The sequence below is a fragment of the Actinomyces oris genome, assembly GCF_001929375.1.
Taxonomy (GTDB): domain Bacteria; phylum Actinomycetota; class Actinomycetes; order Actinomycetales; family Actinomycetaceae; genus Actinomyces; species Actinomyces oris_B.
Genome location: NZ_MSGO01000005.1, coordinates 1 through 17,354 on the forward strand (window position 1 = coordinate 1; position 17,354 = coordinate 17,354).

Below are 17,354 nucleotides of genomic sequence, written 5' to 3' on the forward strand. Positions count from 1 at the left end.
CCGGAGTGGCTGACCGGCCGCTCGGCCGCTCCGACCCTCCCCTCGCAACCACCTGCTCCCCGGGCTCGCTGGGAGCATTGAGTTCCCGCCTACCGCGACGTCTGATCGCGATGGGGCGCCGCTCCGACACGGCGACCTGGCCAGAGCCGGACACCGGCTCCCGGGCACCCACGGGCTTGGGGGATCGTAGGGACGCACTCATCACAAAAGCCTCCTCGCCACCACAACAACTCCATACCCCACCCGGCCAGGCAACACTGCCCGTCCAAGCGGTGTATTGACACTACCCGCCCCAACACCCCCGCACCAGACCCCGAGGCCACCCTGTGGAAAACTCGGAGCAGGACCGACACGAGCTCCTCACAAGGGGCGGCAGATTCTGCACAGCTGCTGGTTGTCACTCCCCGTGCGCGTGAGCGAGTCGAGCCAGAACCGCAGAGCTCTCAGAACTCTCTTCCGAGGACGTCGACGAAGGGACGGCCCTTGCCCACTGCGTGAGCACTGAACCGGTCCCCCGCCGACATCATGAGCGACGGCTCTCGTACCTGGGTAGCAACCCGATCCTGCAGGAGCCTCAAACGTCACAAGATGGAACGGAGCCGGTCATCGGCCCACCGGCTTTCCGATAGCCTAGGCCCATGAAGACCTTTGAGAACCTTTTCGACGAGCTGCAGCACAAGGCGGCCACCCGCCCTGAGGGCTCCGGGACGGTGGAGGAGCTGGACCGCGGGGTCCACTTCATCGGCAAGAAGCTCGTGGAGGAGGCCGCCGAGGCCTGGATGGCCTGCGAGCACGAGTCCGATGAGGCCGCCTGCGAGGAGATCAGCCAGCTGCTCTACCACGCCCAGGTCATGATGGTCGCCAAGGGCTACAGCCTCCAGGACGTCTACCGCTACCTGTAGGTCCTCAGGCCTCTCAGGCCTCCTCACTCGACTCCCCCACCACAGATCAGGAACCGCCGTGCTGCGTATCGCCGTCCCGAACAAGGGCTCCCTGTCCGATCCCGCCATCACCATGCTCTCCGAGGCGGGCTACCGCACCCGCCGTACGGGCCGTGAGCTCGTGCTCGTCGACGAGGCCAACGACGTCGAGCTGTTCTTCCTGCGGCCACGCGACATCGCCGTCTACGTCGGCCAGGGCACGGTGCACGCCGGCATCACCGGCCGGGACCTGCTGCTGGACTCCGGGGTCGACGCCGTCGAGCACCTGCCCCTGGGCTTCTCCCGCTCCACCTTCCGCTTCGCCGCCCCCAAGGGCACGATGAGCTCCCTGGCCAACGTCGCCGGGCGCCGCGTGGCTACCTCCTACGACGTCCTGGTGCGCAACTACCTGGCCTCCCGGGGAGTGGAGGCCCAGACCGTTCACCTCGACGGCGCCGTGGAGTCCTCCGTCCAGCTGGGCGTGGCCGACCTCATCGCTGACGTCGTCGAGACCGGCACAACGCTGCGGGCGGCCGGCCTGGAGACCTTCGGGGATGCGATCCTCGTCAGCGAGGCCGTGCTCATCACCACCGAGCAGTTCCGTGGAGAGCCCGGGCTGGCCACGCTCGTGCGGCGGCTGGAGGGGGTGCTGCGCGCCCGCGCCTACGTGCTCGTCGACTACGACATCCCCATGAACAAGCTGCACCTGGCGACGGCCCTCACCCCGGGCATCGAGTCCCCCACCGTCTCCCCGCTGCAGAACCCCGACTGGGTGGCCGTGCGCGCCATGGTCCCGCGGGCGGACATGAACCGGGTCATGGATGAGCTCTACGAGGTCGGGGCGCGCGCCATCCTCGTCTCCTCACTGCTGGCCTGCCGGCTGTAGACGCCTCCCCCGGGGGACGTCCCCGGGCCTGATACCCTGTCCCGGTCTCCTGCTCTCTCCTGCTCTCTACTGAGTCAGGGGCACGCAGACCTCAGCCGCCTTGGGGGGCTTCTTGTCGCCCAGGATCTTGTGGGAGGCGAGGAACTCGATCATCGGTGTGAAGTCGTCGACCCGCACTGAGCCGACGGCCGCCTTGCCCTCCCCGCTGACCAGCTTGCCCGTGGCCACGGCGACCTCGCGGGCGTTGGCGGCCTGAGTGGAGTCAACCAGGTCCTGCACGTGCTCCTTGGTCGCCTCGACGGCGGCGTCGGGATCCTTGACGAAAGCGGTCATGCCCTCCACTGAGGCCTTGACCGCCGCCTGGAGGTCCTGGCGCCGGGAGTCCAACAGCTCCCGGGTCGTCACCAGGGAGGCGCCGATGAGGGGGATCGACTCGGCCGGCTGGATCGTGCGCACCGCGGTACCGGCCTGCTTGATCTGCACGGCGTCGTTGTTGGAGAAGCCGACGACGGCGTCGACCTTGCCGCCGACGAGCGCCGCCTGCTGGGTGTAGCCGATGTCCTGGATCGTCAGGTCGGACTCACTCAGCGAGGCGGTGTCCATGGCCAGCTGGAGGGCGTACCACGTCTCCCCCTTGCGTCCCGGCGTGCCGACGGTCTTGCCCTTGAGGTCCGCCGGAGTCTTGATCGCAGAGCTCTCCGGCACGATGAGGCAGGCCGGGTAGGACTGGTAGTAGCCGCCGACGACGACGAGGTCGGACCCGTTGGAGGCGGCGACGACGGCCTCGTCGGCTCCCGCCACGACGAGCTGCTCCTTCCCGCCGAGCAGGGCGTCGAAGAGCCCCTCCTGGGCCCCGTGATGGCGCAGGCTCACCCCGGAGGCGTACTTACTGTCCTTCTTGGCCATGTAGAAGGGGGCGAACTGGATGTTGGGCGTGTAGGTCAGACCGATGGTCAGTGGGCTGCTTGCCTTTGACGAGCAGGCGGCGAGCACGCCGGTTCCGGTCAGGACGAGACCTCCTGTCAGCAGGTGGCGGCGTGAGAGGGGCATGAGTGTTTCCTTTCCGGGTGGATCGGGGCAGGGCGATGGGGGTGCGGGGTGTTGGTCGAGGTGGCTCAGCCGGCGCGCCGGCCACGCAGGGCGTCCACGGTGCGGCTGCGCTGCTCGAGCTCGTGGAGCGCCCAGTGGATGGTGGTGGCCAGGATGCACAGGAGGGTGATGGTGGAGAACATGCCCGTGGTGTCCACCTTGTCGCGCTGGGTGGACAACAGCATTCCCAGGCCGTCGCCGCCCATGATCATCTCTCCGACGACTGCGCCTGTGATGGACAGGGTGAACCCTGTGCGCAGTCCCGTGTAGATCGCCGGCAGCGTCATCGGCAGCTCCATGTGCACGAGCATGCTCAGCCCGTGCGCGCCGTCGAGCCGGGCCGCGTCGATGATGTCCGTGTCCAGGCCGCGCAGGCCCAGCAGCACGGTGATCGTGATGGGGAAGAACACCATGAAGGCGCACAGGATCACCACCGGCAGGGTGCCGTAGCCGATCCACAGGACGAGGAGCGGAGCCAGGGCGATACCGGGAACCGCTTGGCTCGCAGCGACATAGGGCAGGACGGCTCGGGAGAAGAACCGCCAATGGTGCAGCACCCAGGCCAGGGGCAGCGCGAAGGCCGCGGCCAGCAGACAACCCAGGAGCGCCTCCTTGAGCGTCACCCCGGCGTAGGCGGCCAGCCCCGCCTGGGTCAGACCCAGCCACATCCGTGTGATGACGGCCAGCGGGCTGGGCAGGAAGATGGCCGGAACGACGCCCGAGGCAGCGGCGGCCTGCCAGGCGACGAGCAAAGCAGTGCCGAGAAGAAGCGCCGGCCACGGGCCGCGATGTCCTGCAGCACGGACACGACGCTGACGGTGAGCCGGAGGCGTCTGCGGCGACTCTGAGACGGACTCCGACGGCGAGGGCACCGGCGAGCCTGAGGACGTCAACGGCTCCAGGACGTCACTGGATACCGCGGTGGGGGAAGCATGGGGGCGTGCGGCCTTGCCGATGGGGCTGGGGCTGTACACGGCAGTGTCCTCCCGGGTCGTTCCGGGAACGGGCGCTCCCGGCTGCACCGGGGTCCGCCTGTGCGCCGTCGGTCGGCGCACACACGTGCTGGGCGCCCGCTCGATCCCCCATCCTGTGAGCTCACGGTTGTCCGTGAGCTCGAGACAACGTCTCGAGCTGCGGGCCTCCCCGCCGAGCGCCACGCGCATCCTCCCCTCCGGACTTTCACCGTCGGTGCCGGGATTCCACCGGCTCAGCCGCCGCATCCATGGCCGCTTCAGGCGGGTGTGGTGCGAGCGGGTCGCGGACTATGACCGCCGGTTCGGACTTTCACCGACCCCGGAGCACGTTGCTGGCGGCAAGAATACAACGCAACCATCCCACGCGGTAGCCGGGACCTCTTCATGGCTGAGCGCGCTCGTGGGCTGTCATTCAGGGCGCGGCTCGAGCTGGTCACCATCAGCAGAACAGTGCCCCACAGCGTCCGCAACCGCCCGGCGCAGATGTTCTGGGCCCCGTCTGAGAGACGTCTCCAATGTCTCGGAAGGGTCGGAGATCTGGATGATGCACTGGGCTCCCAGATCACTCAGACGCTGTTGAGCCGCGGCATCGATCCTGACCCGTCCGGCGAAGACGATGGAGGGCACCCCGTACTCGCAGGCCAGGCGGAGCACTCCGCTGACCGCCTTGCCATCCAGGGACTGCCCATCGACGGTCCCCTCCCCTGTCAGCAGCAGGTCGGCCTCCTCGAGCCGCTCACGCAGCCCGACGACGCGAGCCAGGTGATCAATGCCGGTGGCAAGCTCCGCCCCGAGAACAGCTGCCAGGGCGAAGGCGGTGCCGCCTGCCGCCCCGGTGCCCGGGCGGCAGACCCAGTGGCTCAGGCCGAGGACTCCGGCCAGGCGCGTCACCTCACCGTCGACCCATGTGATCGCAGGCCCGGTCAGTCCCTTCTGCGGCCCGAAGACGGCTGCCGCGCCGTGGGGACCCGTGAGCGGATTCGTCACGTCACCGGCCACTGTGAGGCTCACGCCCTCAAGGCGACGGCGAGCCGGCCCGACTTCGATCCGCCGGATGCGAGAGAACTCGGCGGGTACCGGCTCCACCTCGCCTTCCCGCTCATCCAGGCAGCGGGCGCCCAGGGCCACGAGCATCCCCAGGCCCAGGTCGTTGGAGGCCGACCCACCCAGTCCGATGAGCAGTGAGCGGGCACCGGCGTCGACCGCGGCAGTGATGACATGACCGAGCCCTGCGGTCGAGGAGCGCATGACGTCCCGTTCTCCCGGCGCGATGTGCTCCAGCCCCACGCTGGAGGCCAGATCGACAACGGCCCGAGCGCCGTCGAGTCCGAAGCCCGCCATCCGGGGCCTGCCCAGGGCGTCAACCGTGGTCACCTCCTGCCACGAGGCGCCCCAGGCGGCCGTGACGGCCTCGGCGAAACCCTCTCCGCCGTCGGAGACGGGGACCTGATCGACCAGGCACGTGGTGGGCAGGGCGTCCCGCACCCCGACCGCCATGGCCCGAGCGGCCTGCACGGCGGTCATGGACTCCTTGAAGGAGTCGGGTGCGATGACGATCCTCATGATTGCGGTACTGTCCGACTCCCCAGACCGGCTACGCGCGTGAGGCGGCGACAGCGGCGTCGAACTCCTCGGAGATCTCCTGGGAGGGCTGACTCGTGCAAGACACACCCCAGGCCACGGCCAGGTTGCCCAGGAATCCCGGCACGATCTCGTAGAGGTCGAAGATGCCTCCCGGGCCACCGGAGATGTTGCCCCAGATCATGACGACGACGGCCCCGGTGATCATTCCGGCGAAAGCCCCTACGGCGCTCAAGCGCTTCCAGTACAGCGACAGCAGAATAGTGGGGCCGAAGGAGGCGCCGAAGCCGGCCCAGGCGAAGGCCACGAGGTCGAGGATCGTTTTACTGGGGTTCCAGGCCATGACCGCCGCGACCAGAGCAATGGCGAAAACCGCCATGCGCGAGTAGAGCACCATGCGGTTGCCGCTGATCTTCTCCTCTCGGGTGCGGGCGAAGGAGCCGTACAGGTCCTCGATGAGCGCCGAGGAGGTGACCAGCAGCTGGGAGGATATCGTCGACATGATGGCGGCGAGAATGGCTGCCAGCATGAATCCGGCGACCAACGGGTGGAAGAGCAGCTTGCCCAGCGTGATGAAGACGGTCTCCGGGTCGGCCAGCTGCTTCTTGTCGTGGTGGTAGGTGGCCACGCCGACGACGGCGGTGCCGGCAGCACCGAGCACGGCGAAGAGCATCCAACCGATTCCGATGGTGCCGCCGGCCACGGCCTCCCTGGGGCTGCGGATAGCCATGAACCGGACGATGATGTGCGGCTGACCGAAGTAGCCCAGCCCCCAGGCCAGCGCCGAGGTGACGCCGAGCAGCGTCGTCGTCGGCCCCCAGATGGCCCAGTAGTGGGCGTCGACCTCGGAGACCGCCTTGGCCAGGTTGGACACTCCCCCGAGTCGAATGATCCCTGCGACGGGGACCATGACCAGGGCGGCCACCATCATGACTCCCTGGACGAAGTCGGTGTAGGACACGGCCAGGAACCCGCCGATCAGCGTGTAGACCACGGTGATGGCGGCGACGATGACCATGCCGAGGTGGTAGTCCATATCGAAGGAGGACTCGAAGAAACGGCCGCCGGCGACCATGCCGGAGGAGACGTAGAAGGTGAAGTAGACCAGAATGATGAGGCCACTGGACCACCGCAGCAACCGGCGCGTGTCGTGGAGTCGGTTGTCCAGGAAGCTGGGGACGGTGATCGAGTTGTTGGCGACCTCGGTGTAGGCGCGCAGGCGAGGAGCCACCAACAGCCAGTTCGCCAGGGCACCGACCGTCAGTCCGACGGCGATCCACCCCTCGACCAGTCCGCTGACGTACAGGGTTCCCGGTAGTCCCATCAGCAGCCACCCCGACATGTCCGAGGCTCCCGCCGACAGTGCTGCCACCCACGGATTGAGGTCGCGGTCGGCGAGCATGTAGTCGTCGAAGTTGTCCGTTCGCAGATAGGCCCAGCCCCCGATGGAAAGCATGACCACGAAATAGACGATCATCGCGATGGCTTGATAGGTAGTGGCAGTCATCTATATGTCCTCACGTCAGTCAGAGGGGAGACATACCGCAAGTGCCGTTGGAGGAAGGACTCGTGGAGTCTCGTGAGTGATCCGGATCGGCGTGCGCAGTATGTCGCGGCTCGCCGTTGATGTTCCTGATGGCGCGACCATGAGTGACAGGCAAGCACCGCGGATGATGTGGAAATCCGTACATGACATGACGGACAGCAGTGACCGCTCACTTGATCATCGTCAAGGTTTCTTCATCGTGCTTTCTGTGCGGGCACGACGCAACGCACGTGAAGAACGATGGCCGAGGCGTAATCACCGTCATGGCTCATGGAAACCGGCCAACACCCTGGGGTCGATACCTCCTCTCCGAGGCTGTGCTCAACAGCATGGGCAACGGTGCCGCTCAGGCGTAAAGAAGGGCGGCCCCACCGGTCGGTGACAACCTCGATCTCACGCCAGTCGACGTCCTGAGGCAGGATAACCGGGGAAGCGCTCGTTCCGCGACTTGTTGCGTTGCGGATATGCGCCTGGCTCCAGGCCTTGATGAAGGACTCCTTGGCCGCCCACCGCGCCGCCAGGTGCTGGGCCGGGCTCGTCCCCCTCTCCTGTGAGCGGCTCCGGGCCTCTCGGAGCTCGCGCGCAGTGAAGGCGCGTTGTGCGAAGACGGTGCCGGGCTGATCGAGCTGGGCGGAGAAACCTGGAATGTGCACCAGGTCCATGCCCACCGCCAGAACAGTGGAACCGGGGGACGTCTGCGGGGTGTCAGGAAGCCGCGGTTGTGTCATCACCGAATCCCAAAGAAAAAAGGCTTACATATCATTGAGTCAATTCCTTTGACATTTCCATGTGAGCCGGACAGGGCCGGTTCTACAGACGGTATCCATCGTCAGTAGAACCGGCCCTGTCCGCTATCGTGATGAGCTCACTCGCCGGCGTGGTAGACGCCATCGGAGCCCAGCCGGGCGTCGGGGTCGAGCAGCATGGCGGCCTCGACCTCATGCGGGTCGCGCTGCTTGGACTCCTCCCCCAGGCGCCGGCCCTGGACCTGCTCGAACAGCGGGGCCCGGCCGATCATGCCGGCGCGGCGACGCCTGGTACCGGCGGCCAGGCGGGCGTTGGCGGAGGCCAACCAGGCGTCAACCGCCTCCTGGCCCTCGGCCTGGCGCAGAGCGGCCTCGAAGGCGCCGGGGTGGACGATCGCGATGAGACCGGAGACGTGTCCGAAGCCCAGCGAGGTCAGCAGACCGGCTCGCACCGGGCCGGCCCCCGGGACGCGGCCGTCCTGGCCGCCACGGCCGGCCAGGCGGATGGGCCTGCGCGGCCACACCCAGAAGACGTCCTTGGCCAGGGGGGCGTCGACGACATCCAGGGAGGCGTTACCGGGAGCCACGCCGGAGGCGAGGATCTCGGTCAGGCCCGCGACCTGGAAGACGGCGGCACCGCCCTTGGCGTGACCGGTGATGGTCTTCTGCGAGACCGCCACCAGCGAGTTGCCCTCGGAGCGTCCCAGGGCGCGCGCCAGACGCGTGTGCAGCTCGGACTCGTTGGGGTCGTTGGCACCGGTGGAGGTGTCGTGCTTGGAGACCAGTGCGATGTCGTCGGCCTCCACGCCCAGGGCCGCCAGAGCCTTGGCCAGGCGCGAGCTGCGCCCGCCGCGGCCGGCGCCCAGGGCGCCCAGGCCGGGGGCCGGGATCGAGGTGTGGGCTCCGTCGGCGTAGGAGGAGACGAAACCAACCACACCGGCGACCGGCAGCCCCATCCGGGCCGCCACCGAACCACGGGCCAGGATCACCGTGCCGCCGCCCTCGGCCTCCACGAATCCGCCGCGGCGGCGGTCGTTGGCGCGCGAGAAGTGGCGGTCGGAGATGCCCTTGGCGCGCATGGCCGCGGCCTCCGCGGTGGCGTTCATGTTGCCGAAGCCGACGACCGACTCGATCGAGATGTCGTCGATGGCGCCGGCCACGACGACGTCGGCCTTGCCCAGGGCGATCTTGTCCCAGCCCTCCTCGATGGAGACGGCCGCGGTGGCGCAGGCGCTCACCGGCTGGACCATGGCGCCGTAACCGCCGATGTAGGACTGCATGACGTGGGCGGCCACGACGTTGGGCAGGGCCTCCTGGAGGATGTCACTGGGACGCTCCTCCCCCAGGAACCGGCCGACGAACATCTTGCGCATCGACTCCATGCCGCCGAAGCCGGTGCCCTGCGTGGAGGCCACGTCGGAGGGGTGAACGGCCTTGAGGAGCTCGGCCGGGGTGAAACCGGCCGACAGGAAGGCGTCGACGGCGGTGACCAGGTTCCAGGAGGCGATCGGGTCCATGCCCTGGGTCATCGAGGCGGGGATGCCCCAGCGCTCCGGGTCGAAGTCGCGTGGGAACTGGCCGCCGACCGTGCGCGACAGGGCCGCGCGGCGCGGTACCCGGGCCAGTGAGCCGGCCAGGCGGGTGACGGTCCACTCGCCGGTCTCGGCGTCGGGAACCACGAGCGTGTGCTCGGGGTCGGAGGCCTCAATGGTGCGGGCCGTGGCCTCGTCGGGAACCGACAGGGTGATGTCGCGGTCGAGATAGACGGTGACCTCCTCGTCGGCGATCGGCGCGATGACGCCGTCGTCGACGAACTGACGGATACCGCAGCGGGCCACGACCTCGTCGCGGTAGCGGTCCAGGATGTCGGACTCCTCGACCATCTCCCCATCGGTGTCGTACCAGCCGGCCTTGGGGCTGTCCTGCCAGGTGAGCAGCCCCATGCCCCAGGCGAGCTCGAGGACGCCGGCGGCGGTCAGGTCGACGTCCTCCCCGCCGCTCATGCCCAGCTCGGCCTCGCGGCGTGTACGGCCCGATCCCCAGGTGGAGACCTCTCCGGTGGAGATGATGACGACCAGATCGTCGAGGTCGGCGCTCACCTCGCCCCAGTGGGGGGCGGTGGGCTGGGTCGGGACCACCGGGGTGGGCAGGGCCTTGATGACGGCCGGGGCCTCGGTCTCCTCGGTGGGCCCGGCGGCCTGAGCAGCGGCGTTCTCGCGCAGGGCCACCAGGTCGATGCCGTCACCCAGCCCCCCGGTGAGGTCGGCGTTCACCGGGGCCTGGGCCGCTCGGGTGCGCACCTCGGTGGTGCACAGGTCGGTGAGCTCGGAGGCGATCTCCTCCGTGGTCCAGGTGCGCACCCCGACGGCCTCGACGGCGGCGACGAGCGGGTCGTTACCGCCCATGAGGCCGGTGCCCTTGACCCAGCCGATACGGGGGTGGGCCAGAGTGACGCGCTGGGCCCAGGCCCGCTCCGACGACCAGCGGTTGACGATCGCGTCCAGGGCGGACTTGACCTCGCCGTAAGCGCCGTCACCGCCGAAGGTGCCCCGGTTCGGGGAGCCGGGCAGGACCACGTGCAGACGGTGGTCGACGTGGGTGTCGGTGCCGATGGCGCTCAGGGCGGCGATGGTGCGCTCCACCGACCACAGCAGCAGGCGGGTCTGGGACTCGGCCGCGGGGCCGGCGTCGGCCAGCGTGCCCGAGACGCGCGGTGCGGCGAAGGGGAACAGGAGGGTGGGAACCAGGGCCTCCTTGACGACCTTGGTGGAGCCACCGGTGGTGACCACCTGGTCGTTGCCGATCCACTCGGCCAGGGCGTCGACGTCCCGGTAGGAGGACAGGTTCGCGGGAACCATCCACAGCTTGGCGCCGGCCGCGGCGTGCTCGCGGTACAGGGTGGTGGCGAACTCGAGGCGCTCGTGGGTCAGGCGCGAGCTGGTGGCCACCACGGTGGCGCCACCGGCCAGCAGCTCCCCGACGACGGCCGCCGCGATGGAGCCGGGGGCCACACCGGTGACGACGGCGACGTCCTCGGACCAGCGCACCGTGGCGTCACCGGCCTGCGGGGCCTTCGGCGCGGCCTGGGCGATCGCGGTCAGGGCGGCGGCGCGCTCGGTGCCGTCGGCCAGGTCAGAGGCCTTGACCTGCTTGGCCCACCACGTGGCGTGATCGGCCACCGTCTGTCCCAGACCCACGAAGCGCTCGGGGGCCAGGAGCCGGCGGGAGGCATCCAGGTCGGTCTCGCCGGAGCCCAGTCGGGCGACGTCCTCACGGGCCGTGGCCCAGCGGTCGTCGATGAGGACGGCGCGCTCGGGGGCGAAGGCCGGGGTGACCGACTTGACCCATCCGGCGCCCAGCTCGGCGTCCAGGGCGGCCATGGCGGCCCGGGTACGGGAGGCCTCGTCGTCGGCGTCAGCCGGGACAGTGGCCTTCTCGGCCAGGCCCAGGGCGTCCAGGAGAGTGCGGGCGGTGGTGGCCAGGACTCCCTCGGAGCCGGTGACGCTCTGGGCGAAGGCGTCCAGGGCCGCAGAGTCGACCACTGCGCCCCCGGCACCGCCGGCACTCGGCTTGGCGACGCTCACGCCATGATCGGCGGCGACAGCCTGGACGGCGGAGTCGATGAGGGCGTCCACGGCGCCCACGCTGGTCAGCGGGGCCGAGGAGCCCAGGGAGGCCAGGTCCTCGCCGCGCATCGAGGCGCCCTCCCGGGTCCCCAGGAACAGCGCGGCGGTCACGTGGGAGACCCACCCCTGCCCCAGGCCCCAGGTGCCGGTGACGCGGTCGGCGACGCGGGAGGCGCGCACGCCGGAGGGGCCCAGAAGACGGCCCAGCCCCACGCGGATGGCCTCGGTGAGGACCGGACCGAAGGCCTTGTAGCCGGGGGCCCCCTTGGCGACCGTGGCGGCCAGGGCCGTCATGTCGGCGTCGGCGGCGCCGTCGATGGAGGCGAGCTCGAGCTCGGTTCCCAGGTCCATGAGGAGCTGGTTACGACGCGAGGAGACTCCGTTGGTGAGTGTCTCGGTGGTGTCCGTGGCACCGATCTGCTCGGGACGGATGCGCGAGGCGTGGGCCAGCAGCACCGTCAGGGCGTCGGTCGCGCCGAAGGGCAGGTCGTCCACCGGTCCGGCGGCGGCCGGAGCCGCCGCAGCGGGTGCGGCCTCGGCTGCGGGAGCCGGGGCCTGCTCGGCCGCAGCGGCCTGCGCGGGAGCCGAGGCCTCCGCAGCCGGCTCCTCGGCGGCCGGAACGTCGAAGTCCGGCTCGGTGAGCTCGACGGCCGGGTCGGTGTCGGTGGCCAGGACCCGGGCCTCGTCGCGGCGAGCGTTGTGCACGGTGACGTGACGCCCGGCGTGCTGGGGCAGACGCAGGGTGTTGGTGGCCAGGTTCGCCAGGGTGGGGGAACCCGCCAGCCCCACCTCGACGATGTGCTCGATCCCCAGGCCGCCCTCGCTCGGGGAGGACAGCAGGACCTCCTGGGTCTCGATCCAGCGCACCGGGGAGGCGAACTGCCAGGCCAGGAGCTCGACGAGCAGGACGCGGGCCAGCTCCGTGGGGCGCTTCACCCAGGAGTCCCAGTCGGCCAGGATCTCCTCGACGGGCTTGGAGGGCACGACCTGAAGGATCGAACGGGCGAAGTCCTGGGTCAGGGCGAAGGGGCGGGCCACGAGGTTGGGCACGTAGTGGCCCGCCAGGCGCTCGATGTCCAGGTCCTCGGGGACGAGCTCGAGCAGGCGAGTGCGGAACTCCGGCACGCCGGGGCGCAGCACCTCGGAGTGGAAGGGCACGTCGATGCCGGGGACGAGCATGAAGGGGTTCTTGCCCCCGCGGGCCTTGGCCTTGGCACGGGCGTCTGCGGCCAGGGCGTCCAGGCCCTTGATCGTGCCGGCCACGGCGTACTGGACGCCGGCCAGGTTGTGGTTGACGATCTGGAGGAACTCTCCGGTGGCCTGGGAGATCGACTGCACGTAGGCCTCGACCTCGTCGGCCTTGATGCCCGCCTGGTTGGGGCGCAGGGCCCCCATGCGGTAGTTCGAGGCGCCGTCGGCGTCGCGGGGCACCAGCGAGTGCATGGTGGAGCCGCGCTGGAAGACGATCGAGATGGTCGTCTCCACGGGCATGACGCGCCCGTAGGCGCTCAGCGCCGTGTACTCGCCCAGGGAGTGGCCGGCGAAGGCGGCGCTGTCCACGAGGGCGCCGGCCTCGGCCAGGCGCGCAGTGGTCGCCATCGCGACGGTGGCCAGGGCCACCTGGGTGAACTGGGTGAGGTTGAGCAGGCCCTCGGGGTGACGGTAGGTGACGCCGCGGGCGGTCATCTCGGTGGGGTTGTCGCGCACCAGGTTGATGACGGAGAAGCCCAGCTCGGCGCGGGTGTGGGCGTCGGCCCGTTCCCAGATCTCCCGGGCGGCCTTGGAGGAGTTCATCTCGTCCAGCCCCATGCCGGGGGCCTGGATGCCCTGACCGGGGTAGACGTAGGCGGTGGGCTCGGGCGTCGTCACGGCGGTGCCGCGGGAGACGACCTCGCCGTTGATGCGGCAGACGACCTCCAGGACGTAGCCACCGCCGACCACCAGGCCGGTGCGCTCCACGGTGATCTCGACGTCGTCGCTCAGCTCCACCGGACCGGTCATGACGTAGGTCCAGCCGGCCAGGACGTGGCGCGAGCCGTCGGCCGCGGTGGAGGCCGCCACCTGCTGGGCGGTGGCCGACAGCCACATGCCGTGGACGAGCGGGGCCTCCATGCCGGCCACGTGGGCGGCGTTGTAGGAGGTGTGGATCGGGTTGAAGTCACCGGTGACCCGGGCGAAGGCCGTCATGTCCGCGGGCGCGGTGACGGTGGTGCGGCGCAGGATGCGGCGTGCGGCCGGGGCCGTCTCGCGCCCGGTGCCGCCGGCGAGCTCGGGGGCGCTGGGCACGGCGTTGCCGGAGGCGCGGCCGCGGATGGCGAAGCGCTCGCGCATGAGCGCCACGATGGTGCCGTCGCCGGCGTCGGTCAGCTCCAGGCGCACGTCGACGACGCGGCCGGCACTGGACTCCTCCAGCGCCGCGACCCAGCCGGTGACGTTGATCGTGGGGCTGGTCGTGGCCGCGGCCTGCTGGAGCTGGTGGAGGGTGAGGTGCAGGTCGATGGTGTGGTCCAGATGGACGGCACCGAGCAGGCCCTCGATGAGCGGCATGCCGTCCTCGACAACACTGCCCAGGGCGGCGTAGACCACCGGCCAGCAGGGGCCGAGCAGGGCGTCGGGCACGAAGGGCGCGGCGGACAGGTCCGCAGGCAGGGCGTCGGCGGTCACCGAGGCGTGGTCGTGGCCCAAGGTGCTGGCCAGCGTGAAGGAGCCGTGGATGGTGCCGAAGGGCTGGGAGGCGGGACGCCCCAGGGCGTCCGTGGCCCCGGCTCGCGCGGCGCGGACCTCGGGCAGGTGGTCGACGTCGTCGCCCGTGATGGACACGGCCCCCACGCCTGCGGTGGCCCGCAGCAGGTCATTCATCGTCTCGCTGATGCGCTCGGGGTCGACCAGCGGGGCCGCGCCGTCCCAGGCGCGGGCCAGGCGCAGGGGCACCACGAGGCGGCGCACGGCGTGGATCTCGTCTCCGCCGGGAGCGCCGTCCCAGTGGGTGTCGAGGCGGATGTCGAGGTCGTAGGCGTCCTCAGCCACGTCCGGGCGGGCGACGACGTTGTAGGCGTCGTCGTCCAGGACGGTGGCCGGGTTGACCGTCAGGTGGCCGTTCCACAGGACGTGGGGGGCCACCTGGACGAGCTCCTTGGCGTCGGCCACGGGGGCTGCCAGGACGCCGTCGGCCACGGCGGGGGCGGCACCCAGACGGCCGGCGGCCTCCTGCTCACCCGTGCCGGCCTCTTGGAGGGCCTCGACGGCGGCGGTCTCGAAGCGGCCCAGCAGCTCGCCGACCGGCTCGTTAATGGTGGTGATGCCGGCAACGGCGACCGGACCGGGGATGATGCGCACCTGGTCGGCGGTGTAGCGCGGGTCCTGGGACTGCCACAGGGAGTCGGTGCCCCACCAGCGCAGGATGTCGGCGTCGACCACGGGCACGAAGGGCACGGGCTTGGGGTGCTTGCGGCACAGGTCGACGAACCAGGCGGCGTCGACGGGCTCCACGAGGGTGGAGGCGGCCGACGGGTAGTGCTCGGCCAGGGCGGCCAGGGCGGCGTCGGAGTCGATGACCGCGTCGTAGTCGGCGAAGAGCGTGGGGATCTCGCCGTGGTCGGCCCGGCTCAGGCGGGCCTCGATGCGGTGCAGCAGGTCGATGAAGCGGTCGTACCAGCCCTCGTCGGCCCAGTCGGCGCGGGTGGCGCAGCGCCCCTCGTGGGGGGCGACGCACAGCTCGGCGTAGCGGGTGGCCCACTGAAGGTAGGTCATCTCCTCGACGTCGCCGAAGTAGGGCTTGGCGGTCTTGGCCAGGGCGTCGATCATCTCCTGACGGCGTGCGGCCATGGCGGCCTCGTCACCGGCGAGCTCCTGGATGAGGCGGGAGGCCCGGGCCGAGGAGTTGTCGATCTCGTAGAGGTCGGCACGCAGGTGGGACAGCCCGGAGGTCATGCCGCCGATGGACTCCCCGGAGGCGACCCAGCCGCCCTCGACCCCGGAGTCCTCGGGGATTCCGGGGGTGTCGACGAGGAGCTGCTTGACGTCGTCGTTGGTCTTGGCCTCCAGGCAGGTCATGGCGGCGGTGCCGATCATGACGCCGTCGACGGGGGCGGCGGCCGTGCCGTAGGCCTCGGCCCAGCGGCCGGTGAGGTAGTCGGCGGCGCGGGTGGGCGTGCCGATGCCGCCGCCGACGACGAGCACCACGTTGGTCACGGCGCGGATGGCGTCGTAGGTGGCCAGGAGCATGGTGTCCAGGTCCTCCCACGAGTGGTGGCCACCGGCGTGCCCGTCCTCGATCTGGATGATGACGGGGCTGTCGGGCACGGCACGGGCGATGGCCAGGACCTGACGGATCTGGTCCACGGTGCCGGGCTTGAAGGCGATGTAGGGGAAGCCCTCGGCGTGGAGGCGCTCGAGCAGCGCGGTGGCCTCCTCGAGCTCGGGGATACCGGCGGAGATGGTGATGCCGTCGATGGGGGCGCCCCCGGCGCGGGCCTTGGACAGCAGGCGCTGGGTCCCCAGGTGCAGGTTCCACAGGTAGCGGTCCATGAACATGGCGTTGAAGGCCGCGGTGCGCCCCGGCTCGAGCGCCTTGTCCAGGCCCTCGAGGTTCTCGGTCAGGACGGCGGGGGTGGTCTGGCCCCCGCCGGCGAGCTCGGCCCAGTAGCCGGCGTTGGCGGCGGCCGCCACAATGGCCGGATCCACGGTGGTGGGGGTCATCCCCGCCAGGAGTACCGCGCTGCGTCCGGTCAGGCGGGTGAAGGCGGTGTCGAGGGTGAGGCGGCCGTCGGGCAGGCGGGTGATGCGCGGAGCGAAGCGGGAGCGGTCGACGCCGGGGCGGGGGGCCGCACCGGCGCGGTCGAGGTCGTCAATGGCCTTGGCGGTCCCCGCGGGCACGACGGTGGTACCGGTACCGGCCACGACGCCCTCGGTGAGACGGACCAGGACGTTGCCCGGTCCCAGGTCCAGGACGGTGCGCACCGGGGCGGCCGATCCGGCTGCTAGGGCCCCGGTGACCAGGCCGGGCCAGTCGACCGGGTCGATGAGCACGGCGGTGGCCAGCTCACGGGCGAGCTTCTCGTTCAGGCCGCAGGTGGCCGCCCAGGCGGCGACGTCGTCGACGGCACCGGCGAGCAGGGGGGTGTGGAAGGGGACCGAGGTGGTGAGGAACTCGGTGACCGGGGCCAGCACGGCGCCACCGCGGCGGCGGTCCTTGCGGGCCTTGGCGCTGCGGGCGGCGGCGGCCTCCAGGGCGGTGACGACGCGCTCGAGGTCGGCGGGCCGCCCGGAGAGGATGTGCGCCTGACGGCCGTTGGTCACGCCCACGGAGATCCGCTCGGAGCCGGGGACCCGTGCCAGGACGGCGTCGAGCACGCTGCGGGTGACACCGCGCACCGAGAGCATGGGGGTGGACTCCCCCACCGTGCCCAGGTCGAGGCGGCGAGTGGTGCGGGTGGCCGCCGCACCGATGAGGCGGGCGATGGCGTGAACCTCGATGACTCTCTCGCGCTCACCGGCCTGCACGGCTTGAAGGAGGCTGACTCCCAGGACGCCCTGGGAGTGGCCGATGGCGCCCACCGGGGCGTGGGCGGCCGGGTCGATACCGGCGCCGGGCAGGGAGGCCAGGGCGGCGTGCTGGGCCATGAGGATGCCGGGCACGGAGACGTCTGCGCCGTCGGCGGTGGTGCGGTGCTGGGGGGCGACCGGAGCGGCCTCGTCGTTCAGGAGCCGTGAGCCGCGCGGGGTCACGGTGAGCAGGTCGGTGGACACGGGGGCCAGGCGCTCGGCCACGGCCCGGTCGACCGCCGCGACGTCATCGGCCAGGGCGTGGTCCAGGGAGACCAGGTCGGCCAGCGTCTGGCGCCAGGGGGTGGCCTGTCCTCCGAAGGTGATGATGTAGGGCTCGCCTCCGCTCAGGCGCTCAGCGATGGTGGTCGCGGGGCTGGGGGCTTGCGAGTTCGTGTGCACGGTAGTGGTGTCCTTCGGTGTTGCGACGGCGTGGTCGGTG

General features: G+C 70.6%; 8 protein-coding genes and 1 riboswitch. Of the genes, 2 read left to right on the top strand and 6 right to left on the bottom strand.

From position 1 onward, the window contains the following. Window positions 1–638: 638 nt before the first annotated feature. On the top strand, window positions 639–902 hold the full coding sequence (locus tag BKH32_RS00630) for a phosphoribosyl-ATP diphosphatase (protein WP_075248156.1): 264 nt from the start codon (window positions 639–641) through the stop codon (window positions 900–902). A 58-nt stretch (window positions 903–960) separates the two neighbouring features. Then, on the top strand, window positions 961–1,806 hold the full coding sequence (gene hisG / locus BKH32_RS00635) for an ATP phosphoribosyltransferase (RefSeq protein ID WP_075248157.1): 846 nt from the start codon (window positions 961–963) through the stop codon (window positions 1,804–1,806). A gap of 66 nt (window positions 1,807–1,872) precedes the next feature. Here hisG and BKH32_RS00640 read toward each other — a convergent pair whose 3' ends face one another. The 6 genes from BKH32_RS00640 to BKH32_RS00665 form a co-directional block, all read right to left on the bottom strand. Beyond that, window positions 1,873–2,856, bottom strand: coding sequence for an ABC transporter substrate-binding protein (locus BKH32_RS00640; RefSeq protein WP_075248158.1), 984 nt, complete (start codon window positions 2,854–2,856; stop codon window positions 1,873–1,875). 65 nt (window positions 2,857–2,921) lie between these two features. Beyond that, the gene (locus BKH32_RS00645) at window positions 2,922–3,917 is read right to left on the bottom strand and encodes an ABC transporter permease (protein WP_075248159.1); all 996 of its coding nucleotides are present in this window, start codon (window positions 3,915–3,917) and stop codon (window positions 2,922–2,924) included. 133 nt (window positions 3,918–4,050) lie between these two features. Beyond that, window positions 4,051–4,201: riboswitch (FMN riboswitch) on the bottom strand. Between the two features lie 76 nt (window positions 4,202–4,277). After that, a complete protein-coding gene (locus tag BKH32_RS00650) occupies window positions 4,278–5,432 on the bottom strand; it encodes a glycerate kinase (RefSeq protein ID WP_075248160.1) in 1,155 nt (384 codons plus the stop codon). 31 nt (window positions 5,433–5,463) lie between these two features. Beyond that, on the bottom strand, window positions 5,464–6,957 hold the full coding sequence (putP, locus tag BKH32_RS00655) for a sodium/proline symporter PutP (RefSeq protein WP_075248161.1): 1,494 nt from the start codon (window positions 6,955–6,957) through the stop codon (window positions 5,464–5,466). A 233-nt stretch (window positions 6,958–7,190) separates the two neighbouring features. Continuing rightward, on the bottom strand, window positions 7,191–7,724 hold the full coding sequence (gene acpS, locus BKH32_RS00660) for a holo-ACP synthase AcpS (protein WP_075248162.1): 534 nt from the start codon (window positions 7,722–7,724) through the stop codon (window positions 7,191–7,193). A gap of 137 nt (window positions 7,725–7,861) precedes the next feature. Beyond that, window positions 7,862–17,314: a type I polyketide synthase gene (locus BKH32_RS00665; protein ID WP_081376638.1), complete on the bottom strand. Its 9,453-nt coding sequence runs from the start codon at window positions 17,312–17,314 to the stop codon at window positions 7,862–7,864. Window positions 17,315–17,354 lie beyond the last annotated feature (40 nt).